Source organism: Actinomadura litoris (assembly GCF_009733595.1).
In the GTDB taxonomy this organism is placed as follows: domain Bacteria; phylum Actinomycetota; class Actinomycetes; order Streptosporangiales; family Streptosporangiaceae; genus Spirillospora; species Spirillospora litoris.
Map to the genome: position 1 here is coordinate 727079 of NZ_WOFH01000002.1, position 26056 is coordinate 753134.

A 26056-nucleotide genomic window follows, 5' to 3' on the forward strand; every position below is an offset into this window, starting at 1 on the left:
TCCTACGTCGCTAGCCGCTTGAGTCCTCCTCGATCGCACGGCCTATCTCCTGGATCTCAGATTTCGCGCTCCGGTTTTTCGCCACTGTGTGTGCGGGGGCGGGTGCTGGGCGTAGCTTTCTGCAGGGTGGGACGAGCGGAGGGGTGATGAATCGGACGATCTTGCTGGCGGCGGTGGCGGGGTTCGTGGCGATCGCGTTCGCGCCGCCGACGCCGGTCGGGACGCCGGCGCAGGCGCGGGGGCCGCGCGGAGGGCGCGCCGATTCGGGGGTGCGGTTCCTGTGCTGGGCGCCCGGCGGTTGGCTGCACTGCCAGGACGTGCTCGTGCCGCCGGGGCGCAGGCTCGTCGTCCGCGACCGCGCGTCCAGGGAGGGGGTCTCCTTTGTTGTGCGCGTCGGCGACGCCGAGGTGGGCGGGGGGAGGGTGGGAGCGGGGGAGGAGAGGGCGGTGTGGTGGAACGGCGGGGCGGACGCGGTCACGGTCGGCGTGGACGTCCGGGGCGCGGGAGTCTGGGTCGAGGGGACGATGTCCACCCCGCGGTAGGGCGGGTCAGTCGGTGACGCGCAGGACGCGGAGCTGGCAGGCGATCAGGCGGTAGTAGCCGACGAGGGTGACCAGCTCGTACAGGAGGTTCAGGCCGAGGGCGGCGGTGGCCTCGGCGAAGGCGGTGTCGGTGAGGTCGCCGGTGGCGGCCAGTTCGCGGGCGGCGGCGAGCACGGCGGTCTCGGACGGGTCCTCCAGCGGGCAGGCGGCGCCCGCGCGGACGGCCTCGATCTGCTCCTCGGTGAGCCCGGCCCCCCGCGCCGCGTGGGCGTGGACGGCCCACTCGTACTCGGAGTGCTCCTGCGCCGCGACGGTGAGGATCGCCAGTTCCTTCTGCCGGGCGGTGAAGCCCGTCCGGTAGCGGACGGCGTTGCCGAGTTCCTGGAGGGAGTCGCCGAGTTCCGGGCTGAGCAGCATGCCGTTGAAGGGGCCGCGCAGGCGGCCCTCGTCGTCGGCGAGCGGGAAGGGGCGCGGGCCGGTGGCGCGGGCGCTGTCGAGCAGCCGGTCGTAGAGCGCGCGCTGCTCGTCGGTCAGGTCCGCTGGCCGGAGCGCGTCGACGCGGGCTGGCATTCATGTCCCCCGGTTGTGTGTGGTTCAGCGGGTGTTCCCGGCGGCGGGCGCGCCGTCCGGCTGGAAGGTGGAGTGGTAGGTGAACAGGCGGCGCTCGTTCGCGAGCGCGCGCCGCATGATCTCGGTGCGCCACGGCGTGTCCGTCGCGGCGCGGAAGGCCGTGGTGTCGAAGACCGACGGGTCGTCGATCTCGTGCAGGGCGAGCAGGCGCGGCGCGTCGCCGTCCTCCAGGGCGAAGCGGCGGACGCGGCGCCAGCCCGGGATCGCGAGCAGGGCGGGGACGTGCTCGCGCTCGTACCACTCGCCGACGCCGGCCGCGTGCTCGGGCTCGACCGCGAGGGACCGTGCCAGCAGCAGCGGCGGGGGAGCGGTGCCGGGCGCGCCGTGCTCGGCCAGCAGCCGGTAGACGCGGCGCTCGAAGACCTCCAGCGCCGCGATCACCGACCGCTCCCGGTCGCTGCGGTGTTCGCGCAGGTCGCGGTAGCGGGGGGTGTGGAGGACGGCCAGGTCCAGGTCGTACCATGCGAGCCAGGACGGCACCTCGCCGTCGCCGGCGCGGTACCGGTGGCCTCGATGGACGCCGGGCAGGGCGAGCCTGGCCGGGCCGTGCTCGGTGTCGTACCAGTCGTGGAACGCCGCTTCGTCGCCGTCGCGCGGCTGCGACAGGACGTAGAGCAGACCTTCCGCCACGGTGGACCCTCCCGATCGGTGTGTTTCCCCTGCCGGGAGCGGTCGGCAGCGGGTAGGTTTGTTCTACTGACGAACATGTGTACGTCAGTAGAATACTTTGAGGGCGGGAGTCAGGGATGTCAAGGCAGGACCCCGATGTGATCGACTCGGTCGAGAAGGCGTTCCGCGTGCTGGAGACGTTCTCGGCGGAGCACCCGTCGCTGACCGTCAGCGAGGCGGCCGAGCTGACCGGGCTGTCGCGCGCGACCGCGCGGCGCATCCTTCTGACCTGCGTCCGGCTCGGATTCGCCGAGGTGGACGACCGCCGGTTCCGGCTGCTGCCGCGCGTCCTGCGGCTCGGGTACGGCTACCTCGCCTCGCTGCCGATCTGGGACCGGGCCCAGCCGCACATGCGGCGGCTGGCCGACGAGGTGCGCGAGTCGTGCTCGGCCGCCACCCTGGACGGCGGGGAGATCGTCTACGTCGCCCGCGTCCCCGCCAACCGGAGCATGTCGATCGTGCTCAACGTGGGCTCGCGGCTGCCCGCCTACCCCACGTCCATGGGGCGCGTGCTGCTGGCCGCGCTGCCGCCGGACGCGCTGCGCGAGCACCTCGCGGCCGTCGCCCTGGAGCCGCTCACCCCGCACACGATCACCGACCCCGGCGAGCTGGAGAAGGAGCTGGACCGGGTGCGGGAGCGGGGCTACGCGCTGGTGGACGGGGAGCGCGAGGAGGGCGTGCGCTCGGCGGCGGCGCCGGTGCGCGACGGGAGCGGCGCCGTGATCGCGGCCATCAACGTCTCGGCCAACGCCGGACGGGTGTCGGTGGACGAGCTGCGCGAGCACCAGGTCCCGCTGCTGCTCCGGACGGCGGACGCGATCTCCCGCGACATCGGCTTCGTCCCCGCCCCCTGAGCCCGCTCGGGCCGCTCCCACCGATTCCCAACCCCGCCGTCGCACACTGCCTCTTGACCTGGTCGGAGAGGTCGGTCACACTCACCATCTAACTGACGTACAACTGTGCGACTGGCGAACAGAGGAACCGCGATGTCCCGTGCCGCTTCCCTCCTACGGACCGCCTTCACCACGCGACTCTGGCTGACGGTCCTGGTCGCCCTCGCCCTCGGCGCCGCGCTCGGCCTCGCGGCGCCGGACGCGGGGGCGTCCCTGCAACCGCTCGGCGACGGCTTCATCTCGCTGATCCGGATGCTGGTCGGGCCGGTGATCTTCTGCACGATCGTCACCGGCGTCGTCTCGGCGGGAGCGCTCGCGGGCATGGGCCGGATCGGTGTCAAGGCGCTGGTCTACTTCGAGGTCGTCACCACGATCGCGCTGATCATGGGCCTGGTGGTGATGGACGTCCTGCGGCCCGGGGACGGCGTCCACGCGGACCCGAACGCCATCAAGCTCGCGGGGAAGGCGAGCGAGTACGCCTCCGAGGGGGAGCACCAGCACTGGTACGACTTCCTGGTCAACACGATCCCCGACAGCGTCGTCGGCGCGTTCGTGGACGGCAACGTCCTGCAGATCCTGCTGGTCTCGGTGCTGTTCGCGATCGCCGTCAAGATGATGGGCGAGCGCGGCGCCCCCATCGGACGCGGCGTCGAGCGGGTCGGCGAGGCCGTCTTCGGCATCGTCAAGCTCGTCATGTACCTGGCGCCGTTCGGCGCGTTCGGCGCGATGGCCTACACCACCGGCAAGTTCGGGACGAAGACGCTGACCAGCCTCGGCACGTTCGTCGGGCTGTTCTGGCTGACCGGGATCGTCTTCTGCCTCGTCGTGCTCGGCACCGTCGCCCGGATCTGCGGCATCCGCGTCCTGCCGCTGTACCGCTACTTCAAGGACGAACTGCTCATCACCCTCGGCACCGCCAACTACGAGGCCGTGATGCCGCAGCTCATCGAGAAGCTGGAGCGGCTCGGCTGCCCGAAGCCGATCGTCGGGCTCGTCGTCCCGTCCGGGTACGCGTTCAACTCCGACGGCGTCTGCCTCTACATGGGGTTCGCGGGCCTCTACATCGCGCAGGCCTTCGACATCGACCTGTCGATCTGGCAGCAGCTCGGCCTGCTCGCGGTGTTCCTGCTGACCTCCAAGGGCGGCGCCGGGATCGCCGGCGCGGGCTTCGTGCTCCTGGCGGCCACGCTGTCGACCACGGGCACCGTCCCGGTCGCGGGCATCATGCTGATCTTCGGCGTCGACCGGTTCCTGTCGATGATGCGCGGCATCGTGAGCCTGTGCGGGCAGATGCTGGCGAGCATCGTCGTCAGCGCGTGGGAGGGCGTCTTCGACCGCGAGCGGGCGCTGCTGGTGCTGTCCGGGCGCGCCCCCGCCGAGGACGGCCCGGCCGCGGCGGAGCCCGCGCCCTCGGCCGCCGCCGCGGTGGGAGGGAACGCGTGACGAGCGGACCGGAGAGCAGGGTGGAAGGCAGGCTGGCGGGCAAGGTCGCCCTCGTCACCGGCGCGGGCAGCGCGGGGCCGGGCTGGGGCAACGGGCGCGCGACCGCCGTCGTGTTCGCGCGCGAGGGCGCCCGGGTGTTCGCGGTCGACCGGGACGCCGCGTCCCTCGCCCGGACCATGGAGCTGATCGGGGAGGCCGGGGGAGAGGGCCGCCCCTACGAGTGCGACGTGACCGACGCCGCCGCCGTCGCCACGATGACCGAGGCGTGCCAGGCCGTCTACGGGCGGATCGACGTGCTGGTCTGCAACGTCGGCGGGTCGCGTCCGGGCGGCGCGGCCGACCTCGACGAGCGGACCTGGGACGGGCAGCTCGGCCTCAACCTCACGAGCGCCTACCTCGCCTGCCGGAGCGTCCTGCCGGTGATGCGCGAGCAGGGCGGCGGGGCCATCGTCAACATCGCCTCCACGTCCGGGATCCGCTACACCGGCTCGCCGCAGGCCGCCTACGCGGCGGCCAAGGCCGGGGTGATCCAGCTGTCGCGGGTCACCGCCGTCGAGCACGCCGAGCACGGCATCCGGGTCAACACGGTCGTGCCGGGCCAGCTCCACACGCCGATGGTCGAGGCGCGCCTCGCGGCCCAGCGCACCGGCGGCAACGTGGGACGGCTGCTCCGGGAGCGGCTGAACCGCATCCCGCTCGGGTTCATGGGGGACGGCCGCGACACCGCCCACGCGGCGCTGTTCCTGGCCTCCGACGAGGCGCGGTTCGTGACAGGCACGGAGATCGTCGTGGACGGCGGGATGACCGCCCGCTGCGACTGACCGGCCGATCTTGGCCGGTCCTGGCCGTTTCCGCCATTCCGCTGAACGTGCCGCGAATTCTTGGTGGGACGAAGCGGCTATTGTGGGGCAATTGGGAGCGGCAAGGGCGAAAACTGCCAAAGATTGTTGATCAGGCCGTGGGCTTCACGGAATGGCGGGCCGGGTACAAGGAGATCGACACAATTCGATACCCGGCCCCGGAGTTCAGATGCGCCTTCCCCGCCCCTGTCTGATCGCACTCGGAGTGGCGGCGTTCACCGCCGGTTCGCTCGCCCTGCCCGCCACCGCCTCGGCGGCCGGCCCCGACTACGTCGCCCTCGGCGACTCCTACTCCTCCGGCACGGGCGCGGGAGACTACGACCCCGCCAGCGGGGACTGCAACCGCAGCGCCAACGCCTACCCCAAGCTCTGGGCGGCGTCGCACTCCACCGGCTCGTTCAGGTTCGCCGCGTGCTCAGGGGCGACCACCGACACGGTCGCGAGCGGCCAGTTGGACTCGCTCAACTCCTCCACCGACCTCGTGAGCATCACCGTCGGCGGGAACGACGCCGGATTCTCCGACGTCATGCAGGTCTGCGTGCTCCAGTCGGAGTCGGCGTGCCTGACCGCGGTGGACAACGCCAAGACCTATATCAGGAACACCCTTCCCGGACGGCTCGACTCGATCTATTCCAAGATCCGGGTGAAGGCGCCCTCCGCGCGGGTCGTGGTGCTCGGCTACCCGCGGCTCTACAAGATCGTCAAAGTGTGCGTGGGGCTGAGCAACACCAAGCGCACCGCGCTCAACGGCGCCGCCGACGCCCTCGACACCACGGTCTCCTCGGCGACCGGCCGCGCCGGCTTCACCTTCTCCGACGTGCGGGACGAGTTCGCCGGCCACGAGCTGTGCTCCGGCGACGACTGGCTCAACTCGGTGACCCTGCCGATCGAGTCGTCCTACCACCCGACCGCCCTGGGCCAGAGGCTCGGCTACCTGCCGGCCTTCAGCGGCTCCGCCAAGCTGGTGCACTCCCTGTCCTGAAGGACCGGCTGACGAGAGAAGGGGCGGACGCCCGCGTCCGCCCCTTCTCTCGTGCCCTCATCCGGCGGCGCGGCGGCGGCGCCAGTACGCGACGGTCACGGCGGCCAGCAGCGGGCCCCACAGCACGAGCGGCAGGTAGGCGCCGTAGGCGAGCACGCCCTCCCAGGTGCCCAGGTCCATCGGGTCCGAGCCCTCGACGGGCCGGCCCTGGACGGTCTTCTCCCAGGGGACGAACACGGCCAGGGTCCCCCACAGGGGAGTCAGGATGGCCGCGCCCAGCGCGGCGGGGATGACGGCGCCGAGCGTCGGGACGCGGCGTCCGCGCAGGAAGGGCACCCAGCGGGGGAACACCTCGCCCCACGTGCAGACCAGGCCGACCGCGGTGAAAGCGAGCCCCTCCGACAGCAGCGACAGCAGCACCACGTAGACCTCGCCGGGCAACCAGGACGGCAGGTTGCCGTCGGCCCCGGCCTCGTCGGCGCCGTTGACGATCGGCACGTGGAGGGTGACGCCGACGATCCGCCAGAGGCTGGAGGGCAGGACGAGGAACGGGATGGCGAGGGCGGCGGTCCGCGCCCAGCGGGGCACGCCGGCGACGGGTTCGTGCGCGGCCCGCCAGGCCGCGCCCGCACGGGCGGTGAGGACTGTGCTCATGCCCTCAAGATCGCAGTGCGGACCGGTCGCGCGGATCGCCTCTCCGGGGGAACCGCCTCCCCCGCGCAGGGGAGCCCGTTAATGATCTACAATGTAAAGGCGCCGGGCGGGTTCACCGGCGGAGCGTCCGGCAGGTGGCGAGACCGACCGGGACGGGCGCCCAGAAGGTGATCGCGCGGAACAGCAGCACCGCCTGGAGCGCCGGCCCGGCGGGGATGCCGAGCGCCGCGAGCGCGGCGACGAGCGCGGCCTCGGTGGAGCCGACGCCGCCGGGCGAGGGCACGGCCGAACCCGCCGCGGCCCCGACGAGGTAGGCGGCGAGCAGGGCGGAGACGTCGCCGGGCCCGGCGCCGGTCGCGGGGACGGCCCACACGCTGAGCGCGAACGCCAGGGCGAGGATGAGCGTGGTCGTCGCGGACGCGCCGAGCGTGACGGCGAGGTCGCGGGGGCGGCGGCACAGGTCGGCGAACCCCTCGACCGCGCGCCCGACGAGGGCGGAGCGGGCGGCGCGGCGGCCGGTCAGCACGGCGGCGGGGAGCAGCACCCCGGCGCCGACCAGCAGCGGGACCGGCGGGACGAGCGCGGCGGCGCGCGCGAAGTGCACGCGCGCCGCGTCCAGCATGCGGTCGTCGCCGCCCGCGCCGAGGACGGCGGCCATGAGCAGCAGGTCTGCGGGCAGCCCGGCGGCCTGGAGCACGGCGACGGCGACGGCGGCGCGGGGGAGCGGCAGGCCGCGGCAGACGAGGTAGCGGGTGTTGACCGCGACGGCGCCGAGACCGCCGGGGGTGACGCGGTTGGCGGCGGCGGCGGTGAACTGCGTCAGCGTCGCCTCGTACAGGGGGAGGCGGTGGCCGGACGCGCCGCGCAGCGCGATCGCCGCGACCACGTAGTGCAGGGCCGCCAGCAGGACGAGGACGGGCAGGAAGCCCCAGCGCATGTGCCGGACCGCCGTCAGGGCCGGACGCGCGGGCCCGGTGCCGAAGACCAGGACCGCGACGGTGGCGAGAGCCGCGAGCAGGACGCCCGCGGCGGCCCGGCGGATCGCGCTCCGCCGGGCCGCCGAGGCCGCGCGGGTCGTGGGCGTCGTCGGTGTCGTGGGTGCCGTCGGGATGGCGGGGGGCGTGCCGGCGGGGGCGGCGATCGTCTCCACACCCTTGTTGTCGGTGTTCCGGTTGACGGCTGTGCGACCGTGGGCTGCCGGGGAGGGGAACGCTCCATGGGAGGTTGGTGGGCGGGCGCGGTCCCGGGGAGGGACCACGCCGGACCGGTCAGGCGGTCCAGTGCGGGTCGCGGCCGAGGTAGTGCAGGAGGGCGGTCTCGTCGTCGCCGGCGCCCTCGATGGCGGGGGCGTAGGCGCCGTACCGGCGGAGCGGCTCGACGATCTGCCGGGCGACGTCGAGCAGGCCGACCGCGAGGCCGGGGGTGAGCGGGGACGGCTGCCCGGTCGCCCTGGCGACGTCCCAGGCGTGGACGGCGGCGTCCAGCGCGGCGGCGCCCGCCCCGACGGCCGGGGGCAGGGCGTGCGGCGGGACGGGGACGGGCACGCTCTCCGCGTCCGCGCCGACGGTGGCCCACGCGGCGGCGCAGGCGGCGACCATCGGCTCCAGCAGGTCGGCGGGCGCGCCGTCGATCACGCCGTCCGGGGCGAAGGGGTTGAAGTCGGGGCCGGGCCCGCCGGTGATGGCGGCGGCGAAGGCGAGCTGGTCTCCGGCGGCGTGCTGGACGACCTGGGCCACGTTCCACTCGGCGCAGGGGGTGGGGCGCGTCCAGGCGCCGGCGGGGACGCGGCGGACGGTTCCGAGCAGGGCGGCGTGGGCGGCGTCGAGCAGGTCCCAGCCGGTGGTGAGGCCGGTGCCGGGGGTGCTGTTCGGGGTGGTCATCGCGCTCTCCTTGTCGTTGGCGATGCCTCCATTCTAGCAGAACGGAATGATTCGTTCCACTCAAACTTTTCCGGATCCGGGCGCCGTTTTGGGCCACGCCATTGATTCTTTTCACACTATGCTTAACATGCACTACCAACCGTGACCGTCACCCGATGGGGGAGTGTGACGACCATGACCAGCGCCCACCAGCGCCTGGGCGAGCGCATCCGGGACTTCCGCGGCGCCAGGGGCGGGCGCCGCATGCGGCCCGCCAAGGCACCGGGGACCAGGGCGATCGTGCTCACCTGCAGCGACTACCTGGCCATCGCCGAGCATCCGTCGATCACCGGCGCGATGATCGCGAGCCTGCGCGCGGCCGACGGCGCCGCGCCGATGCCCGGCCCCTGCCTGCCCGACGACCATCCGCAGATCGAGCTGGGCGAGCGGTTCGCGCGGCACCTGGGCGCGGGCGCGGGGGTGCTGTGCCCGTCGGGCTGGGCCGCCAACACCGGGCTGCTGCAGGTCGTCGCGGGGCCCGACGTCCCCGTCTACCTGGACGTCCTGGCGCACATGTCGCTGTGGGAGGGCGCGCGGGCGGCGGGCGCCGAGATCGCCTACTTCCGCCACAACGACCTCGACCACCTGCGCCGGCGGATCGAGGTCGGCGGCTCGGGCGTGATCGTCGCCGACGCCGTCTACAGCACCGACGGCTCGGTGTGCCCGCTGCCGGGCCTGGTGGAGGTCGCGCGCGAGCACGGCTGCCTGCTGGTGGTCGACGAGTCGCACTCGCTCGGCACGCACGGCGAGCGCGGCGAGGGGCTGGCCCGCGAGCTGGGCCTGGAGAGCGGCGTGGACTTCCGCACCGCGAGCCTCGCCAAGGCGCTCCCGGGGCGGGCCGGGCTGATCGCGTGCAACCGTCCCGACTTCGTCGAGTACTTCAAGCACACGGCGTTCCCGTCGGTGTTCAGCACGACGCTGCTCCCGCACGACATCGCGGGGCTGTCGGCGGCGCTGGAGGTCGTCCGGGACGAGTCCTGGCGGCGGGAGCGGCTGCGCACGGTCACCCGGCGGCTGCGCCGCGGCCTGGCCGCGCTCGGCTACGACCTGGCGGAGGGCGACACGCAGATCATCGCGCTCCAGACGCGGTCGGAGGGCGAGGCGATGCTGCTGCGGGACGCGCTGGCCGCCCGCGACATCTTCAGCGCCGCGCTGTTCCCGCCGGCGACGTCGCTGCGGCGCACGATCGTCCGGCTGTCGACGCACGCGGGCCTGAGCGACGACGACGTCGAGCGGATCCTGGTCGCCTGCCGCGAGCTGTGCGACAAGGCGCAGACCCCGGCGTCCCCCGCCCCCCACCGCGCCTAGGGCGGGGCGGGTCGCGTCGCCAGCCCGGCCACGACCCGCCAGGCGCGCTTCGTCAGGCGCGCTTCGTCAGGCGCGCTTCGTCAGGCGCGACGCGAGAGAGCGGCCGCGGGCGTGAGCGGTCAGGGGCGGTCCGCCGGGCGCGGCGGCTGCGGGCGTGGGGGCAGGGCGCGGTTGGTGGTGAGGGATCAGGGGGACAGTTCGGCGGCGAGGGCGGCGGCGAAGGCGTCCACGTCGGACTCGGTCGTGTCGAACGAGCACACCCAGCGGACCTCGCCGGTCCGCTCGTCCCAGGTGTAGAAGGCGAACCGCTCGCGGAGCCGTTCCGCGACGTCCTTCGGGATGACCGCGAACACCTCGTTCGCCTCGACCGGCTGGGTGATCTCCACGCCCGGGACGGCGCGCGCCGCGTCCGCGAGCCGCCGGGCCATGGCGTTGGCGTGCCGGGCGTTGCGCAGCCACAGGTCGCCCTCCAGCAGCGCGACGAGCTGCGCCGACACGTACCGCATCTTGGACGCGAGCTGCATGCCCGCCTTGCGCAGGAACGCCGTCCCGCGCACCGCGTCCGGGTTCAGCACGATGATCGCCTCGCCCATCAGCAGCCCGTTCTTGGTGCCGCCGAACGACAGGACGTCGACTCCGGCGTCGGTGGTGAGCGCGCTCAGCGGCAGGTCGAGGGACGCGGCGGCGTTGGCGAGGCGGGCGCCGTCCATGTGGAGCAGCATGCCGCGCTCGTGCGCCGCCGCCGAGACGTCGGCGACCTGCGCCGCGGTGTAGACGGTGCCGAGTTCGGTGCTCTGGCTGATCGACACCGCCGACGGCTGCGCGCGCTGGATGTTGCCGAACCCGGTGGCGTACCGCTCGACCAGCTCCGGGGTGAGCCTGCCGTCCGGGGTCGGCGCGGTGATCAGCTTCAGCCCGGCGATCTTCTCGGCGGCGCCGCACTCGTCGGTGTTGACGTGCGCGGAGTCGGGGCAGATCACCGCGCTCCACCGCTCCGACATCGCCTGGAGTGACACGACGTTCGCGCCCGTCCCGTTGAACACCGGGAACACCTCGGCGCGCGCGCCGAAGTGGCGCCGGACGATCTCGCCGAGCCGCGCGGTGGTCGTGTCGGCGCCGTAGGCGGGCTGGTGGCCGTGGTTCACCTCGGCCAGCGCCGCGAGGACGTCGGGGTGGACGGTGGCCTGGTTGTCGCTGGCGAAGCCGCGCGCCGCGCGGCCAGGGGAGGGGGAGGGGTCAGGAGAGGTCACGGCGGGTTCCGTTCAGGTCGGCGGCGGGCTCGTCCCACAGCGCGGCGACGGCGGCGGCCAGGTCGTCGACGTGCGTGAGCCGGGAGAGGTCGGCGTCCGGCCGCTGCTCGCGCATCGCGTCGGTCAGCAGCGCCTCGACCACGAGGATCACGGCGGCGGCGCCGGTGCCCGTGAACGAGTCGGCCATGGCCAGCGTCCACGCCTCCGCCGCGGCCTTGGCGGTGGCGTAGGCGGCGGCGTTCTCCCGGGGCTGCCGCGCCGCGTGCTGCGACACGATCGCGAACCGTCCGGCGGGGGAGGCGCTCAGGTGCGGGTGGAAGGCCAGCGTCGCGTGCTGGACGGTGCGGACGAGCTGGTCGTGCAGGAACGCCCAGTCGCCCAGGTCGGTGTCGGGGAAGGGCGTGCCGCCGCGCCAGCCGCCCACCAGGTGGACGAGCCCGTCGACCCGTCCGAACCTGGCGGCGACGTCGTTCGCCCACGCGCGGGTGGCGGCCTCGTCGGCCAGGTCCACGACCGAGGGGGTGACGCGTTCGTCGTCCCAGGTGAAGGGGTGCCGTGCGGCGGCGACGACGTGCGCGCCGCCGGCCGCCAGCCGCCGTGTCACGGCCTGCCCGGCGGCGCCGTTCGCGCCGGTCACCACCACGATCTTCTCCGTGCCGCCCGCTGGGTCGTCCGCCGACTTCGTCATGCCGCCCATCATCGCGGATCATGTGCGGCGCACGCGCGGCAGGGCCGGGTGCGGGCGGGTCGGCCGGGCCGCGCGGACGGGTCAGGCGGGGCGGTCGGTGACGTGCTCGGCGGCGTGCTCGGCGGCCACGGGCGGCGCGTGGTCGGGCACCGGGTCGGGGACGGGGGCGGGCGGACCCGCCGGGCGCAGGGCCGCGCGTTCGCCGACGGCGCTGTCGCGGGCGGCGCCGACCAGCAGGGCGTCGACGTCGTCGCCGAGCCGGGCCACGCTGGCCTGCACGTCGCGCCACAGCCCGGCGCGCTGCTCCATCTGGCCGAGCTTGGTGCGCAGGTCGCCGAGGCGGCGTTCGGCGCTGTCGAGGCGGGCGTGTCCGGCGGCGGTGTCGCGGCCGGTGCGGATCAGGCCCGCGGCCACGGCGGTCAGGTCGCGCTCGGTGTCGTCCATCCGCTCGTCGATGCGCGGCAGGACGCGGTCGTTCAGCTGCCCGACCAGGGAGTCGACCTCGGCGCGCAGGCCCGCGAGCTCCGCCTCGCGCGCCCGGACGCTCTCCTCTAGGGCGCGGATACGCTCGGCGAGGGCGGGCAGCAGCCGGCCGATCTCCTCGACGCGTTCCAGGTCCCGTCCGAGTCTGCCGAGCAGGCGCACACCCTCGCGGGCACCCTCGCGCAGGTGGCGCTCCGCCTCGATGGCGGTGCGGCGGACAAGACCCGGGATCATGGTCATGGTGCTCCCTCCAGGAGCCGGCGAACGGGGTGCTCCTTAACTGTAGGCGAACCGCCGTGAAAGGGTTCATGTACTTTGCGTGGCGGTCCGCTGGACGGGTGCGACGCGGCACGTGCACAGCCCCCGGCTGACGATGAGCCGGGCGCGGTCGGCGGTGTAGTCGGTCCGGCTCAGGGCCGGGCGGACCCGCTGACAGGTCAGACACAGCATGCTCGTTCCTCCCCCTCTTCCCTCCCCCTCGCGCCGGACGCGGCCGATGTCGGCCGCCCGCCCGCGCGTGTCCCCCGGACGCGCGCGGGGCGGTGGGGGCGGACGGCCCCCCGCTCCCCGGCGTGGAGGTACGGTAAGCGCCGCGACGTTGCATGCACGTTGCGACCGACTGACTACTCTGCGTATCGGTTTGAGGGCGGCCGGTTCCGGGGAATCGGTTGCGCCGCCTCCGGAATGGGCCGATCCTTCGAACGGGGCCGGGGTGTCTTGTCTCCACGGGGGAAGGGCTGATGGTGGTGCACGACCAGGCCGCGCCGGCGCCGCACGCGTGCCGCGAGCCGGGTGATCTGACGCGCGGGATCGCCCTCGCGCACGAGGCGGCGCACCAGCCCGTCCGGGGGCGCGGCGACCCCGACGCCCTGCTGCCGCCTCCCGCCGGGCCGATGGCCGCCGTGCGGCGGACGATCGCCGAGTCGTGGCGGCGGTCCCGGGAGGCGGGCGTCGACGGCGGCGTCCGCGCGGCGCCGCTGGTGTTCGACCGCGACGCCCTCGCCGACGCGCGCGGCGCGCACCCGCTCGACCGGCACCTGCCGCTGCTGCGCGACCTGCTGCGCCGGGTCGCCGACGAGTCCGACCACCTGATGGTGGTCGCCGACGAGGCGGGTCACGCGCTGTGGACGCACGGGCCGCCCGCGACCCGGCGCGCCGCCGAGGCCGTCGGGCTGACGGCGGGGTTCTGCTGGTCGGAGGGGTCGGTCGGCACCAACGGCATCGGCACCGCCCTCGCCACCGGCCGCCCCGAGTACGTCTACGCCGCCGAGCACGTCGCGCGCGTCCTGCACCGCTGGTCGTGCGCGGGCGCGCCGATCACCGACCCCGACTCCGGGTGGGTGATCGGCTGCGTCGATGTCAGCGCGGTCGCCGAGACCCTGCATCCCGCGACGGTCGCGCTGGTCGCGGCGGTGGCCCGGCTCGCCGAGGCGCGGCTGGAGCTGGACATGCGGCGGCGCGACGAGGGGCTCCGCGAGCGTTTCCTGCCCCGGCTGCGGGGCCTGCGCGGCGGCGGGCTGCTGCTGACCGCGACCGGCCGGGTCCTCGCCGCCGGGCCGGGCTCCTCGGCGACGGCCCCGGACGGCGGTGCGGACGGCTGGTCCGGGCGCCGGCTCGCCGTCCCCGTCCCCGGCGGCGCGGTCGCGCTCCCGGACGGGCGGGCGGCGGTCGCCGAACCGCTCGGTGAGGTCTTCCTTCTCCGGCTGCCCTCCAAGCGTGGCCTCCGGGAAAGGCCGGCGGGCGGGCCGGCCGCCGCCGCGGTGGCGCGGCCGGGCGCCGGGCCGGGCGCGGGGCCGCTGCTGACGCTGACGCTGCTCGGCACCGACCAGCCCTCCGCGCGGCTGGACGGCGCGCACCTGCCGCTCACGCCCCGGCACGCCGAGATCCTCGCGCTGCTCGCCCTGCACCCCGCCGGGCTCACCGGCGACCGCCTGTCGTGGTACCTGTACGGCGACGCCGGCAGCCCCGGCACCGTCCGCGCCGAGATCCACCGGCTGCGGGCGCAGCTCGGCGGTCTCGTGCACGCCAAGCCCTACCGGCTCGGCTGCGCGGTCGAGGCCGACTTCCGTACCGTCCGGCGGCTGCTGGACGAGGGCGACGTCACCGCCGCCGTCCGGCTGTACGGGGGCGAGCTGCTGCCCGGCTCGGACGCGCCCGCCGTCCGCGCCGAACGCGACGAGCTCGCCGTCCTGGTCCGGCGGCAGGCCCTCGACCGGGGCGGTGCGGACGCGCTGTGGACCTACGCCCAGACCGAGCCCGGCCGCGCCGACCTGGAGGTGCTGGAGCGGCTGCGCGCCGTCCTGCCGCCGGGCGACCCGCGGCTGCCCGCCGTCGCCTCGCGCCGCGACCGGCTGCTGGAGGGCGAGTGACCCGGGGGCGTCAGTGGGCCGGGAAGCCCGCCGAGGTCAGGTGCGTGCTGTCGTTGTAGGAGACCGCGCGCAGCCCGCCGCCGTCCTGCCGCCAGCGGCTCAGCGAGGCGTTGCCGACCGGCTCCTTCTCGATCTCCAGGACCTCCCGCTCGGACAGGCCCTCCACCAGGTACCGGGACACCACCACGATCGCATCGTGCGTGGCGACCAGCACCCGCCCGCCCGGCGCCTCCGCCTCCAGGTCGCGGTAGAAGCCGCGCAGCCGCAGCGCCAGGTCCGTCCACGACTCGCCGCCCGGCGGCCGGTAGTAGAACTTGCCGAGGCGCCGCGCCCGCTCGGCCTCGGCGGGGAAGCGGCGGCGGACGCCGGTCGGCGTGAGGCCCTCAAGGACGCCCTGCTCCCGGTCGCGGAGCCGCTCGTCCACCCGCAGCGGGACGGTGTAGGGGGCCTCGGCGAGGGCGATCCGCGCGGTGTCGAGCGCGCGCAGGTACGGCGAGGCGACCACGAGCGTGGGGCGCTCGTCCTCGGGGAGCGCGGCGAGCCACCGGCCGAGCGCCGCGGCCTGCGCGCGGCCGGTGCCGGAGAGGGGGATGTCGGCGTCGCGTTCGGTGATGCCGGTCTCCTCCGCGTCGGTGCCGAGCACCGACCGGTAGGCCACGTTGCCGGTGCTCTCACCGTGCCGGGTCAGGTTGAGCCACTGGAGCGCGTTCACCCCCGCCATGCTGCCATCCCCGCCGGGCCGCCGCGCCGGGGCTGCGGCGGCCCGGCGGCGGACCGGCCGGTTCGGTGTCGCTCTACAGCCGGTAGTACTGTGTCGTTCCGTGACGAACGTGCTGGCCGCCGCGATCATCGCGGTGGCGCTGGTGGCCGCCGCCCACGCCCTGGTGACGACGGTGCGCGACCGGGCGATGGGCCTGCCGCACCTGATCGTCCTCGGCGTCCTGGAGGTGCTGCTGGTCGCGCAGGTCGTGGTCGGGTTCGTCAAGATCGCCGGGGACGAGGGGCCGGAGAGCCCCGCCACGTTCATCGGCTACATGCTGGGCGCGCTGCTGGTGCCCCTCGCGGGCGCCGGGTGGGGCGTGCTCGAACGCTCCCGCTACGGCCCCGGCGTGATCGTCGTCGCCTGCCTGGCCGTCGCGGTCATGGTCGTCAGGATGCGGCAGATCTGGGACGGCACCGGTGTCTGAGCGCGAGCGGCCCGGAGCCGTCGGGCCCGGAGCCCGTGCGGACGACGGTGCCCGCGCCGGCACCGAGGACCGCACGGGCACCGCGGGGGCCCGCCCCACCGCCACGGGCACCGGGCCCGGGCGGCTGCTGGTCGCCGTCTACGCGATCTTCGCGCTCGCCGCCGGAGCGCGCGCCGGGGTGCAGATCGGCACCCGGTTCTCCGACGCCCCGCTGGCCTACACGCTGTCGGCGGTCGCGGCGGTCGTCTACGTCCTGGCGACGGTCGCGCTGGCCCGCGGCGGCGCCGCCTCGTTCCGCGTCGCCGTCGCAGCGTGCTCGGTGGAACTGGCCGGCGTGCTGGTCGTGGGGACGCTGAGCCTCATCGACTCGGCGGCCTTCCCGGACGCGACGGTCTGGTCCGGGTTCGGGCGCGGCTACGGGTTCGTGCCGCTCGTCCTGCCGGTCGTGGGGCTGCTGTGGCTGCGCCGCACCGCCCGCACGGGTGGCGGGCCCCACACGGGCGGTGGGCGCCCTGTGGGCGGCGGGTGAGCCCTCCGGCCACAGGTGTCGTGGGGGGCGCCCGGCCGCGCGGCCCGCGCCGCGCGTCCCGCCGCCCCGCGCGGCGGCGGTGCCCACGCCGCCGTTGAAGCCGCTGTGCACACCGGTGTCCGCACCGCTGCTCATACCGAGGCCGGCATCACGCGGCCGCCGATCGGCAGCGCGTGGACGGCGGCGCGCGCGATCTCCTCCACCTCGTCGGCGGAGTAGTCGGCGGAGGGGTTGCGCCGCATCCACCAGATCAGCTTCAGGGGCCGGGCGAAGGTGATGCCGTCGGCCTCGAACGGCGTCCGGCGCGGCATCCGCCCGCCGTGCACGGCGAGCACCGGCCTGACCTTCACCGGGATCCCCGAGCGGTCGGAGATCAGCCGGGCGGCGGCGTCGGCCCGCGCGGTCACCTCGCGGACGAGCTTGGACTGGGTGCGGCCCTCGATGAACAGCCTGCCGCCGTGGTGGGACAGCTCGAAGTCGGGCTGCCACGCCTCGTTGTGCACGAGCCACAGCCCGCCGGGGCCGACGACCAGCTCGTCGGCGCTGCCGTGCCCGGGGACGGTCCGCGCGAACAGGATCCGGTGGCCGCGCCGCTCCAGGGTGAGGCGCAGGATCCGGTTCATCCGCTCCTCGCCGCGCAACCCGCGGCGCCACACGTGGGACGCGTGGTAAATCCGCCAATGCACCAGTGTGTCGGCGCCCGCCACCAGCAGCGCGACCGCGATTCCGAAAACGCCGTTGACCAGCGCCCCGCACAGTGCGAACGCCAGGCCCGCCAGAATTGCGCGGGTCCGCAACCGCCCCTTTCGGTCCCGCTGCCAGAGCTCCTCGTAAACGGCCTGTGGCGAACCACCCGTGAACGCCGCCCTATCCCTGGTGTAGATCGAGCCGCCGAACATCCGAACCTCCCGGCACCCTGCTGCGACGCTCCCATTATGGGGATACCTAGGCCATTGTCGCCACACTTCCACCGGTGAGATAACTCAGGCTCCACGGCCACTTCGGGGGCGAAAACGGGTGCTAACCTGGTCTTACGCGCCAACCGGCCCGGATGATTCTTGAGAATTTCTTTAGAACGTTCTAGAGAAATGGACGAAATGCTCGGTGCAACTATCACCGTAACCCGCACGGCCCCTTTCGCGGCAGTGGCATTTCTCACCTGGACGATCACCTCCCGGACACGGTAAGGGGCCGCGCCCGCACCACCGCCGTGCCTTGCCGCCGTGCGCCCCGCCCCGCGCTCCCGCCACACTGGAGCGATGCAGCACACCCGCTCCTCGCGCCTGCCGGACGCGGAGGGCCTGCCCGTCCACCGCGCCGTCCCGGCGCTGCGCGCGGCCCTCGCCGGGCACGGCGCCGCCGTCCTGGCCGCGCCGCCGGGCACCGGCAAGACCACCCTCGTCCCGCTCGCGCTGGCCGGGCTCGCCCTCGCCGGCCCGGACGGCCCGGACGGCCCGCCCCGGGGCGGCAAGGTGGTCGTGGTGGAGCCGCGCCGGCTCGCCGCCCGCGCCGCCGCGCGCCGGATGGCGTGGCTGCTGGGGGAGCGCGTCGGCGGGCGGGTCGGCGTGGTCGTGCGGGGGGAGTCGCGTCCGGGCGCGCTGGTCGACGTGGTGACCACCGGTGTCCTGCTGCGCCGCCTCCAGGACGACCCCGAGCTGGCCGGGACCGGCACGGTGATCCTGGACGAGTGCCACGAGCGCCACCTGGACGCCGACACCGCACTGGCGTTCCTGCTGGACGTGCGCGCCGCGCTGCGTCCCGACCTGGCGCTGGTCGCCGCGTCCGCGACCGCCGACACCGCGCCCTGGTCGCGGCTGCTGGGCGGCGCGCCGGTCGTGGAGACCGAGGCCGCGCTGCACCCGGTCGCGACCGTCTGGGCGCCGCCGGAGCGCCCGCTCCCGCCGCCGCACGGGACGCGCGTCGACCCCGCGCTCCTCGCGCACGTCGCCGCCACCGTCCGCCGCGCGGTCGCCGGGCACGACGGCGACGTGCTGTGCTTCCTGCCGGGCGTGGGGGAGATCGCCCGGGTCGCCGGGCAGCTGTCCGACCTGCCCGCCGAGGTGCTCCAGATCCACGGGCAGGCGCCGGCCGCCGTCCAGGACGCGGTGCTCGCCCCCGCCGCCGGGCGCCGGGTCGTCCTCGCCACCTCCGTCGCCGAGTCGAGCCTGACCGTGCCGGGCGTGCGGGTCGTCGTCGACTCCGGGCTGGCGCGCGAGCCCCGCACCGACCACGCGCGCGGGCTCGGGTCGCTGACCACCGTCCGCGCGTCCCGCGCCACCGCCGACCAGCGCGCCGGACGCGCCGGACGCGAGGCCCCCGGCACCGTCTACCGCTGCTGGCCCGAGGCCGAGCACGACCGGCTGCCCGCCCGGCCGCGCCCCGAGATCGAGCTGGCCGACCTCACCGCGTTCGCGCTGCAGGCCGCCTGCTGGGGCGACCCGGACGCGAGCGGCCTGGCCCTCACCGACCCGCCGCCCGCCGCCGCGCTGGAGGCCGCCCGCGCCGTGCTGCGCGCGCTCGGCGCCGTCCGCGGCGGACGCGTCACCGGCCGGGGGCGCGCGCTCGCCCGCGTCGGCGTCCACCCCCGGCTGGCCCGCGCGCTGGTCGACGGCGCCCGCGAGGTCGGCGCCCGGCCCGCCGCCGAGATCGTCGCGCTGCTGTCGGAGCCGCCGCCCCGCGCGGACGGCGACGACCTCGCCGCGACCTGGCGGGTGCTGCGCCGCGCGTCCCGTCCGGCGGGGCCGCACGCCGCGCGCTGGCGGGACGAGGCGCGCCGCCTCCAGGCCGCCCTTCCCGGCGAGGAGAAGGCCCCGGCGGGGGAGTGGCGCGGCGACGACGCCGTGGCGGGCGTCGTGGTGGCGCTGGCGTTCCCCGAACGCGTGGCGCGCGCCCGCGACCGCGACGGCTACCTGATGGCGTCGGGGACCGGCGCGGTGCTCGCCGCCGGGTCGGCGCTCGCCGGGGCGCGGGCGGGATGGCTCGCCGTCGCCTCCGCCGACCGGCCCGCCGGGAGCGCGTCGGCGCGGGTGCGGCAGGCGGTGGTGATCGACGAGGAGGTGGCCCGGTTCGCCGCCGCGCCGCTGCTGGCGGCGGCCGACGAGGTCGCCTGGCGGGACGGGGACGTCGCCGCCCGCCGCGTCGAGCGGCTCGGCGCGATCGAGCTGGACGCCCGGCCGCTGCGCGACCCCGACCCCGAGCGGGTGCGGGCCGCGCTGCTGGCCGGGCTGGGCGAGGCCGGGCTCGGGCTGCTGACCTGGACGCCCGCCGCCGTCGCGCTCCGCGAACGGCTGGCGTTCCTGCGGGGCGCGCTGGGCGAGCCGTGGCCCGACGTCGGCGACGCGGCGCTGCTGGAGCACCTGCGCGAGCGGCTCGGCGGCGCCCGGCGGCGCGCCGACCTGGCGCGGCTCGACGTGGCGGCGCTGCTGCGCGGCCTGCTGCCCTGGGACCTCGCCGCCCGCCTGGACGAGCTGGCCCCCGAGCGGGTGGAGGTGCCGTCCGGGTCCCGGATCCGGGTGGACTACACGGGGGAGCGGCCGGTTCTGGCGGTGAAGCTCCAGGAGCTGTTCGGGTGGGACGCGGCGCCGCGCCTGGCGGGCGGCCGGGTGCCGCTCGTGGTGCACCTGCTGTCCCCGGCGGGCCGGCCCGCCGCCGTCACCGCCGACCTCGCCTCGTTCTGGCGCGAGGGGTACCGGGCGGTGCGGGCGGAGCTGCGCGGCCGCTACCCCCGCCACCCCTGGCCCGAGGACCCGGCGCGCGCCGTCCCGACCCGCCGCGCCAAGCGGCGCCGCTGACGCGCGGGGCGGGCGTCAGCGGGAGGAGCGGGAGGAGATGAGGACCTCGATGCCGTCCAGGATGCGGGTGAGGCCGAACTCGAACGCGCGGCGCGGCGCGAGGACCGCGCCGTACTCCTGCCCGGCGGCGGTGCCGACGCGGTCGCCGAGCGGGTAGTCGGCCGGGTCCAGCAGCTCCTCCAGCACCGGCGCGGCCGCCTTCCACCACTCCAGGTCGCTGATCCCGCTGCGCCGCTCGGCCTCGGCGGCGTTGACCGAGACGCGCGCGGCGCTCTCGGCGAACCCGGTGACCAGCGCGACGACCGAGTCCATCTCCAGGTCGGTCAGGCCCACGCCGTCCACGGCCGCCAGCTCGTACTCGTACTTGGCGACCATGCCCGGGCCGAGCGGCGGGCGCGCCACGGCGATCTGGAGCATCCACGGGTGCCGGTGGAACAGCGCCCAGTTGTCGCGGGCGATGTGCTCCAGCCGGTCGCGCCAGCCGCCGCCCTCCGGCGGCGTCAGCTCCCCGACGACGCGGTCGAGCATCACATCGACCAGCTCGGCCTTGCCCGGCACGTAGGTGTAGATCGACATGGTGGCCACGCCCAGGTCCTCGGCGATCCGGCGCATCGACAGCGCCTCCAGCCCGTCGGCGTCGGCCGCCGCGATCGCCGCCCGCACGATCGCCTCGACGGTGAGCCGGGGCTTCGGGCCGCGCCGGGGCCTGCCCTGGACGCCCCACAGCAGCTCCAGGCTGCGCTTGGGGTCGCCGGCCCCGCTGTACTCGGTCGTCACGTTCGCCATCCTCCCAGGGATGAAACTCTGTACTGCGTACGTTATAGTCGTCGGAATGGTAAATCCGTATAGCGTACGGAGTTATGGGAGACTGATGACTGCACCACAGTTCGCGGTCGTCGCCGAGGGGCTGCGCAAGCGCTACGGCGGCACCGAGGCCCTCGCCGGGCTCGACCTCGCGGTCCCCGCCGGGACCGTGCACGGGCTGCTCGGCCCGAACGGCGCGGGCAAGACCACCGCCGTCCGCGTCCTGACCACGCTCACCCGGCCCGACGGCGGCACCGCCACCGTCGCCGGGCACGACGTCGTGCGCGGCGCCGCGCGCGTCCGCACCCGCGTCGGGCTCGTCGGCCAGCACGCCGCCGTCGACGAGGTGCTCAGCGGGCGCCAGAACCTCGTCATGTTCGGCCGCCTCTACCATCTCGGCTCCCGCACCGCCCGGCGCCGGGCCGACGAGCTGCTGGAGCGGTTCCGGCTGACCGAGGCCGCCGGGCGCCCCGCCGGGCAGTACTCCGGCGGGATGCGGCGGCGGCTCGACCTGGCCGCCTCGATGATCCTGGCGCCGCCCGTCCTGTTCCTGGACGAGCCCACCACCGGCCTGGACCCGCGCTCGCGCACCGAGGTGTGGGACGAGGTCCGCGCCCTGGTGGAGGGCGGCACGACCGTCCTGCTCACCACCCAGTACCTGGAGGAGGCCGACCGGCTCGCCGACGGGATCTCGGTGATCGACCACGGCCGCGTCATCGCCGAGGGCGCCCCCGACCGGCTCAAGGCCCGGCTCGGCGGCGACCGCGTCGAGGTCGTCCTGGACGACCCGTCCGCGCTGGCCGACGCCGCCGCGATCCTCGCCCGCGCCGTCGGCGCCGAGGCCGAGGTCGACGCCGCCGCGCTGCGGGTCGGCGCGCCCGCCGCGGGCCGCGCCGCCGCGCTGACCGAGGCCGTCCGCGCCCTGGACGCCGCGGGCGTGCGCGTCGCCGACATCGGGCTGCGCCGCCCCACGCTGGACGAGGTGTTCCTGCACCTCACCGGCGACACCGCCCAGGACAGGAAGGAGGTCCCCGCGTGATGACGCTTCCGGAGACCCCCGTGGGACGGCTGCGTTGGGCCGTCGCCGACACCCGCACGCTGACCGGCCGGGCGCTGGCGCACTGGGCGCGCCGCCCCGGCGAGGTCGCCGTCGGGCTGCTGTTCCCGGTGATGGTCGTGCTCATGATGGGCTACCTGTTCGGCGGCCAGATGGACGTCCCGGGCGGGGGCGGCGGCTACCGCGAGTTCATCATGCCCGGCATGTTCGCGATGACGATGCTGTTCGGCATCGAGACCACGTTCGCCGCCGTCGCCGGGGACGCCGCCAAGGGCGTGACCGACCGGTTCCGCGCGATGCCGACCTCCCCGCCCGCCATCATCGCCGGACGCGGCGCCGCCGACCTGCTGCACTCGGTCGCCGCGCTCGCGGTCATGGCGGTCTGCGGGCTGCTGGTCGGGTGGCGCGCGCACGAGGGCGCCGCGAGGGCGCTGGCCGGGCTCGGGCTGCTGCTCCTGCTGCGGTTCGCGCTGATCTGGATGGGCGTCTACCTCGGCCTGGTCGCCAAGGGGCCCGAGTCGGTCGCCGCCGTCCAGACCCTGGTGTGGCCGATCGGGTTCCTGTCCAGCGCGCTCGTCGTGCCCGACACGATGCCCGGCTGGCTCGGCGCCATCGCCGAGTGGAACCCGATGTCGGCGACCGTCACGGCGTGCCGCGAGCTGTTCGGCGACCCGGGCCCGACCGGCGGGTCGTGGGCGGCGCAGCACAGCGTGCTGCTCGCGGTGCTGTGGCCGCTGGTGATCACGGCGGTGTTCTTCCCGCTCGCCGCTCGCCGCTACCGGGTGATGGGCCGCTAGAGGGGTCAGGCCCGTTCCGGGGGGTGTGGGGGGTCGTCCCCGCACAAGAGGCCGGCGCGGTGGCGGGCCAGGGCCAGGGCCGGGTAGCACGTCTCGGGCGGGGGCTCCGCGCCGTGGAGGGCGGCGCGGAGCCTGGCCCCGGCCGCCGCCGCGCCACAGGGCTGGACGACGCACAGCTCGGCCTGCATCGCGGTGCGCGCCGCCGCCATCAGCGCCGCCACGTCCCCGACGGCCACGGCCTCGGTGAGCGCGCCGCCGTAGGCCAGCCGGACGGCGATCGCGTGCATCCCGGCGGTGCCCGCGCCCTCGTAGCGGAACTCGCAGACCAGGCGGTCGCCGTCCAGCGGGCCCTCCTGGATCAGCCACGCCTGGCCGGGGACGACCCGTCCGAGCGCGCCCTCCCAGGGCGCGGCCGGAGCGGGGGAGGCGTCCGCCGCGCCGCCCGCCGCCGCGCGCCCCTCCGGGGGGCCGATCGCGGCGAGCACGCGCAGGAACGCCCGCGCGCCCGGCGTCCCCGCCGCGCGCAGGCAGACGATCAGGTCGGCGAGCGCGGCGCGGGCGGCCCGCGCGTCCGGGGCCGCCCCCTCCAGGCTCCCGAGCCGCTGCGACGCCCACACCTCCGCGTGCAGGGCGGACGGCAGCGACGGCAGCGCGTCCGCCTCCCGGACGTAGGCGTCGTAGACCTCGCGGAGGCCGGGCAGCATCAGCCGGGGGCCGGGCGAGGATCGGGTCGCGCTCATCCGTCCAGGCTAGGGGGTGGGACGCGGCGCGCCGCCGGTCCGGTGCGGCCGGGGGCGGCGGCGCGCCGCGAGCACCGCGCCCCTCACGCCGGGACGGTCAGGATCGTGCGCCCGCCCGTCGCGCGGACCTCGTACCGCGCGATGTCGGCGGGCCGCAGCGCGGTACCGCCCTGCACGGTCAGCATCGGCGCCGCCGACCCGGGCAGGCCGTACCCTCCCGCCGGGACCGACCAGCCCGCCACCGTCCGGGCCCGGCCCGCGCGGTCCACGGCGACCAGCTCGCACTCCAGCGGCCCCCGGACGCGGGTCAGCCGCAGCCCGACCCGGCTGCCCCAGGGCACCGGCAGCGCCGTCACCGTCCCCGACGCGCCGGTCCGGGCGTCGGCGGCGGTCAGGCGCGGCCCGTCCGGGAACGGGGCCTCGGGGCGCGCGGACGTCCCGCGGTCGGCGCCGGCCGTGAACCCGGCCCCGGCCGCGCCGCCCAGCAGCACGATCCCGGCGGCCAGCCCGGTCGCCGCCCGCGCCGCGCGGCGCCGCCGCCCCCGCCGGGCCCGCCGGCGCAGCGCGTCGGCGAGCTTCACCGGCTCGGGCGGCGCCGCCGGAGGCCGCGCGTCCGGGGTGATGCCCTCCAGCGTCACGGCGATCCCGCGCAGCGCGCCGAGCTCCCGTCCGCATCCCTGACAGGACCGCAGATGCCCCTCGAACGCCCGCCGGTCCGGCTCCTCCAGCAGGCCGAGGGCGTAGGCGCCGACGTCGATGTGCGGCGGTTCCGCGATCACGGCGTCACCCCCCTCTCCTCCAGCGCGACGCGCAGCGCCCGGAGCGCGTAGTAGACGCGCGACTTCACCGTGCCCACGGGGATGCCGAGCCGCCGCGCGGCCTCGTTGACCGAGCGGTCCCGGAAGAAGGTCTCCTCAAGGATCTCCCGGTGCGCGGGCGACAGCGCCAGCAGGGCCTCGGAGACGACGACCGAGCGCAGCAGGTCCTCCAACCCGTCGGGGACGCGCAGGTTCTCCAGCGGGCCCTCGCCCGCCTCCTGCGGCCGGGCGTTGCGGCGCCGCTGGTCGTCGATGACGATCCGGCGCGCCACCGTCGCGAGCCAGGGCAGCAGCGACGCCGCCCGCTCGTCGAGCTGGTGGGCGCTGCGCCAGGCGCGGATCATCGTCTCCTGCACCACGTCCTCGGCCCAGTGCCGGTCGCCGCCGGTGAGCCGCAGCACGAACGACAGCAGCGGCCGCCCGTACACGCGGTACAGCTCGGTGACGAGGACCTGGTCGTCCACGTCCGCCGGCGGCCGCCCGCGGAACCAGCTCCACCGGTCGGGCGGCTGGTCGCGGGGCGGCGCCGTCGTCGCGGCCGGTGATCGGTGGGCCATCGGGGTCTCCGGCGGGGGTGCGGGGACGGGGACCGTGAGTCTGATGTCACGTCGGGGGGCAGTACGGCGGGCCCCCGGCAGAGGGTTCAATGGGCGCCCGAGAGCCGGTCGGCGAGCCCTGGACCGGGACAATCCAGAAGGGGCCTTATTAGTTCGCCACTAGTTCCTTACCTGTGGCACCGTGAGCGCGGCGGACGCGTCCAAGAGACCTCACCACCTGGCACAGGGAACGGAGGCGGCACCCTCCCCGGGCACCGACCGACGGCGGTCCTCCAACCGGCACACTCACTCCATGCACTGGAGCGAATGCGGGGCAACCGGCCCCGACTTGCTCGGAGGACTACCGAGGGGCGGATCGGGAGTGACAGGAAACGGGGAACAGGACAGGAACCAGCACGACAGGCGGCACCAGCTCTTCTACCGGCTGCTCCTGGCGGTGGACATCCAGGGGTACAGCAAGCGGGACGTGCGGGAGCAGCTGCTCGCGCAGCGGCAGCTCTCGGACGCGCTGGACCGGGCCGCGCTCGGCGTCGGCCTCGACCGCTCCCGCTGGGAGAAGCAGGTCGGCGGTGACGGGGAGCTCGCCACCCTGCCGGAGGGCGTCGACCCGGCGCCGGTGGCCGGCGACTTCGTCCTCGGGCTCGCGGCGGCGCTGGCGGAGGTCAACGACGCCGCCGGCGACGGCGCCAGGCACCGGCTGCGGGTGCGGCTCGCCCTGCACCACGGCACGCTGGCGGCCGGGCCGTTCGGGCCCGCCGGCGACGCGCCGATCGTCGTCCAGCGACTGCTGGACGCCGGGCCGCTGCGCCGCCTGCTGGTCACCGACGCGGACCGCGACCTCGCCTACGTGGTGTCGGACTCGCTGTTCGAGGACGTCGTGCAGACCGGGTTCTGCGCGCTGCCGCCGGAGGCGTTCCAGCCGATCAAGGTCACCGCGAAGGGCGACGCCTTCCGCGGGTACATCCTCACCGGCCGCGCCGCCGGAGAGCGCGAGGCGGGCGGGGAGGGACGCGGCGGGCCGGCGGGCCGGCCCGCCGCGCAGGCCCGGGTGTACGACTTCCCGGCGCTCGCCGTCCGGTAGCCGGT

The 26056-nt window shown here is 75.7% G+C and carries 27 protein-coding genes; 13 read left to right on the top strand and 14 right to left on the bottom strand.

Annotated elements, in window-relative coordinates; all coding sequences use genetic code 11:
• Positions 1 to 146: 146 nt before the first annotated feature.
• The gene (locus tag GNZ18_RS07660; RefSeq protein ID WP_156215466.1) at positions 147 to 542 is read left to right on the top strand and encodes a hypothetical protein; all 396 of its coding nucleotides are present in this window, start codon (positions 147 to 149) and stop codon (positions 540 to 542) included.
• 6 nt (positions 543 to 548) lie between these two features.
• Here the strand turns inward: GNZ18_RS07660 and GNZ18_RS07665 are convergent, their stop codons facing one another.
• Both GNZ18_RS07665 and GNZ18_RS07670 read right to left on the bottom strand, forming a co-directional pair.
• Positions 549 to 1112: a carboxymuconolactone decarboxylase family protein gene (locus GNZ18_RS07665; RefSeq protein WP_156215467.1), complete on the bottom strand. Its 564-nt coding sequence runs from the start codon at positions 1110 to 1112 to the stop codon at positions 549 to 551.
• A 24-nt stretch (positions 1113 to 1136) separates the two neighbouring features.
• Positions 1137 to 1802 carry a hypothetical protein gene (locus GNZ18_RS07670; RefSeq protein ID WP_156215468.1) on the bottom strand — a complete coding sequence of 222 codons (666 nt, stop codon included), beginning with the start codon at positions 1800 to 1802 and terminating at the stop codon, positions 1137 to 1139.
• Positions 1803 to 1918: 116 nt separating this feature from the next.
• On the opposite strand from GNZ18_RS07670, the gene GNZ18_RS07675 reads away from it, so the two are divergent.
• The 4 genes from GNZ18_RS07675 to GNZ18_RS07690 all read left to right on the top strand — a co-directional run bounded on the left by GNZ18_RS07675 (position 1919) and on the right by GNZ18_RS07690 (position 6019).
• Positions 1919 to 2695 carry an IclR family transcriptional regulator domain-containing protein gene (locus tag GNZ18_RS07675; protein WP_156215469.1) on the top strand — a complete coding sequence of 259 codons (777 nt, stop codon included), beginning with the start codon at positions 1919 to 1921 and terminating at the stop codon, positions 2693 to 2695.
• Positions 2696 to 2827: 132 nt separating this feature from the next.
• Positions 2828 to 4177 carry a cation:dicarboxylate symporter family transporter gene (locus GNZ18_RS07680; RefSeq protein WP_156215470.1) on the top strand — a complete coding sequence of 450 codons (1350 nt, stop codon included), beginning with the start codon at positions 2828 to 2830 and terminating at the stop codon, positions 4175 to 4177.
• Positions 4174 to 4998 (top strand): SDR family NAD(P)-dependent oxidoreductase, encoded by an 825-nt coding sequence (locus GNZ18_RS07685; protein ID WP_214619025.1) that lies wholly within the window; start codon positions 4174 to 4176, stop codon positions 4996 to 4998. The genes GNZ18_RS07680 and GNZ18_RS07685 overlap by 4 nt, the downstream gene beginning before the upstream one ends.
• A gap of 208 nt (positions 4999 to 5206) precedes the next feature.
• Entirely contained in the window at positions 5207 to 6019 is an 813-nt protein-coding gene (locus GNZ18_RS07690; protein WP_156215471.1) for an SGNH/GDSL hydrolase family protein, read from the top strand.
• 57 nt (positions 6020 to 6076) lie between these two features.
• Here GNZ18_RS07690 and GNZ18_RS07695 read toward each other — a convergent pair whose 3' ends face one another.
• From GNZ18_RS07695 to GNZ18_RS07705, 3 genes are all read right to left on the bottom strand, one after another.
• On the bottom strand, positions 6077 to 6673 hold the full coding sequence (locus tag GNZ18_RS07695) for a hypothetical protein (RefSeq protein ID WP_156215472.1): 597 nt from the start codon (positions 6671 to 6673) through the stop codon (positions 6077 to 6079).
• A gap of 112 nt (positions 6674 to 6785) precedes the next feature.
• Positions 6786 to 7823: a lysylphosphatidylglycerol synthase transmembrane domain-containing protein gene (locus GNZ18_RS07700; RefSeq protein WP_156215473.1), complete on the bottom strand. Its 1038-nt coding sequence runs from the start codon at positions 7821 to 7823 to the stop codon at positions 6786 to 6788.
• 118 nt (positions 7824 to 7941) lie between these two features.
• Entirely contained in the window at positions 7942 to 8553 is a 612-nt protein-coding gene (locus GNZ18_RS07705; protein ID WP_156215474.1) for a TIGR03086 family metal-binding protein, read from the bottom strand.
• Between the two features lie 174 nt (positions 8554 to 8727).
• On the opposite strand from GNZ18_RS07705, the gene cqsA reads away from it, so the two are divergent.
• Positions 8728 to 9900 carry an alpha-hydroxyketone-type quorum-sensing autoinducer synthase gene (gene cqsA, locus GNZ18_RS07710; RefSeq protein ID WP_156215475.1) on the top strand — a complete coding sequence of 391 codons (1173 nt, stop codon included), beginning with the start codon at positions 8728 to 8730 and terminating at the stop codon, positions 9898 to 9900.
• A gap of 185 nt (positions 9901 to 10085) precedes the next feature.
• On the opposite strand, the gene GNZ18_RS07715 is transcribed toward cqsA, so the two are convergent.
• The 3 genes from GNZ18_RS07715 to GNZ18_RS07725 all read right to left on the bottom strand — a co-directional run bounded on the left by GNZ18_RS07715 (position 10086) and on the right by GNZ18_RS07725 (position 12561).
• Positions 10086 to 11150, bottom strand: a complete 1065-nt coding sequence (locus GNZ18_RS07715) for a threonine aldolase family protein (protein ID WP_312874364.1) — start codon at positions 11148 to 11150, stop codon at positions 10086 to 10088.
• A complete protein-coding gene (locus GNZ18_RS07720; RefSeq protein WP_156215476.1) occupies positions 11137 to 11838 on the bottom strand; it encodes an SDR family NAD(P)-dependent oxidoreductase in 702 nt (233 codons plus the stop codon). Before GNZ18_RS07720 ends, GNZ18_RS07715 begins: the two co-directional genes overlap by 14 nt.
• A gap of 81 nt (positions 11839 to 11919) precedes the next feature.
• Positions 11920 to 12561: a hypothetical protein gene (locus GNZ18_RS07725; RefSeq protein ID WP_156215477.1), complete on the bottom strand. Its 642-nt coding sequence runs from the start codon at positions 12559 to 12561 to the stop codon at positions 11920 to 11922.
• Positions 12562 to 13061: 500 nt separating this feature from the next.
• Between GNZ18_RS07725 and GNZ18_RS07730 the strand changes: the two genes are divergently transcribed.
• The gene (locus GNZ18_RS07730; RefSeq protein WP_156215478.1) at positions 13062 to 14690 is read left to right on the top strand and encodes a GAF domain-containing protein; all 1629 of its coding nucleotides are present in this window, start codon (positions 13062 to 13064) and stop codon (positions 14688 to 14690) included.
• Positions 14691 to 14700: 10 nt separating this feature from the next.
• On the opposite strand, the gene GNZ18_RS07735 is transcribed toward GNZ18_RS07730, so the two are convergent.
• Complete coding sequence (locus GNZ18_RS07735; RefSeq protein ID WP_156215479.1) at positions 14701 to 15411, bottom strand: histidine phosphatase family protein; 711 nt, start codon at positions 15409 to 15411, stop codon at positions 14701 to 14703.
• Positions 15412 to 15511: 100 nt separating this feature from the next.
• Here GNZ18_RS07735 and GNZ18_RS07740 point away from each other — a divergent pair, with 100 nt between their 5' ends.
• Both GNZ18_RS07740 and GNZ18_RS07745 read left to right on the top strand, forming a co-directional pair.
• Entirely contained in the window at positions 15512 to 15877 is a 366-nt protein-coding gene (locus GNZ18_RS07740; RefSeq protein WP_312874365.1) for a hypothetical protein, read from the top strand.
• 124 nt (positions 15878 to 16001) lie between these two features.
• Positions 16002 to 16406 carry a hypothetical protein gene (locus tag GNZ18_RS07745; protein WP_156215678.1) on the top strand — a complete coding sequence of 135 codons (405 nt, stop codon included), beginning with the start codon at positions 16002 to 16004 and terminating at the stop codon, positions 16404 to 16406.
• Between the two features lie 131 nt (positions 16407 to 16537).
• Here the strand turns inward: GNZ18_RS07745 and GNZ18_RS07750 are convergent, their stop codons facing one another.
• Positions 16538 to 17203 carry an NERD domain-containing protein gene (locus GNZ18_RS07750; RefSeq protein ID WP_246249465.1) on the bottom strand — a complete coding sequence of 222 codons (666 nt, stop codon included), beginning with the start codon at positions 17201 to 17203 and terminating at the stop codon, positions 16538 to 16540.
• 462 nt (positions 17204 to 17665) lie between these two features.
• On the opposite strand from GNZ18_RS07750, the gene hrpB reads away from it, so the two are divergent.
• Complete coding sequence (gene hrpB / locus GNZ18_RS07755) at positions 17666 to 20197, top strand: ATP-dependent helicase HrpB (protein ID WP_156215480.1); 2532 nt, start codon at positions 17666 to 17668, stop codon at positions 20195 to 20197.
• A gap of 15 nt (positions 20198 to 20212) precedes the next feature.
• On the opposite strand, the gene GNZ18_RS07760 is transcribed toward hrpB, so the two are convergent.
• Positions 20213 to 20974 (bottom strand): TetR/AcrR family transcriptional regulator C-terminal domain-containing protein, encoded by a 762-nt coding sequence (locus GNZ18_RS07760; RefSeq protein WP_312874366.1) that lies wholly within the window; start codon positions 20972 to 20974, stop codon positions 20213 to 20215.
• 94 nt (positions 20975 to 21068) lie between these two features.
• Between GNZ18_RS07760 and GNZ18_RS07765 the strand changes: the two genes are divergently transcribed.
• Positions 21069 to 22040, top strand: a complete 972-nt coding sequence (locus GNZ18_RS07765) for an ATP-binding cassette domain-containing protein (protein WP_156215482.1) — start codon at positions 21069 to 21071, stop codon at positions 22038 to 22040.
• Positions 22040 to 22855 carry an ABC transporter permease gene (locus GNZ18_RS07770; protein ID WP_156215483.1) on the top strand — a complete coding sequence of 272 codons (816 nt, stop codon included), beginning with the start codon at positions 22040 to 22042 and terminating at the stop codon, positions 22853 to 22855. Before GNZ18_RS07765 ends, GNZ18_RS07770 begins: the two co-directional genes overlap by 1 nt.
• A 5-nt stretch (positions 22856 to 22860) precedes the next feature.
• Here the strand turns inward: GNZ18_RS07770 and GNZ18_RS07775 are convergent, their stop codons facing one another.
• The 3 genes from GNZ18_RS07775 to GNZ18_RS07785 all read right to left on the bottom strand — a co-directional run bounded on the left by GNZ18_RS07775 (position 22861) and on the right by GNZ18_RS07785 (position 24970).
• The gene (locus GNZ18_RS07775; RefSeq protein ID WP_156215484.1) at positions 22861 to 23595 is read right to left on the bottom strand and encodes a hypothetical protein; all 735 of its coding nucleotides are present in this window, start codon (positions 23593 to 23595) and stop codon (positions 22861 to 22863) included.
• Between the two features lie 83 nt (positions 23596 to 23678).
• A complete protein-coding gene (locus GNZ18_RS41915) occupies positions 23679 to 24374 on the bottom strand; it encodes a zf-HC2 domain-containing protein (RefSeq protein WP_156215485.1) in 696 nt (231 codons plus the stop codon).
• On the bottom strand, positions 24371 to 24970 hold the full coding sequence (locus tag GNZ18_RS07785; protein ID WP_156215486.1) for a sigma-70 family RNA polymerase sigma factor: 600 nt from the start codon (positions 24968 to 24970) through the stop codon (positions 24371 to 24373). The genes GNZ18_RS41915 and GNZ18_RS07785 overlap by 4 nt, the downstream gene beginning before the upstream one ends.
• A gap of 361 nt (positions 24971 to 25331) precedes the next feature.
• Here GNZ18_RS07785 and GNZ18_RS07790 point away from each other — a divergent pair, with 361 nt between their 5' ends.
• Positions 25332 to 26051, top strand: a complete 720-nt coding sequence (locus tag GNZ18_RS07790; RefSeq protein ID WP_216651191.1) for a nucleotidyl cyclase domain-containing protein — start codon at positions 25332 to 25334, stop codon at positions 26049 to 26051.
• Positions 26052 to 26056 lie beyond the last annotated feature (5 nt).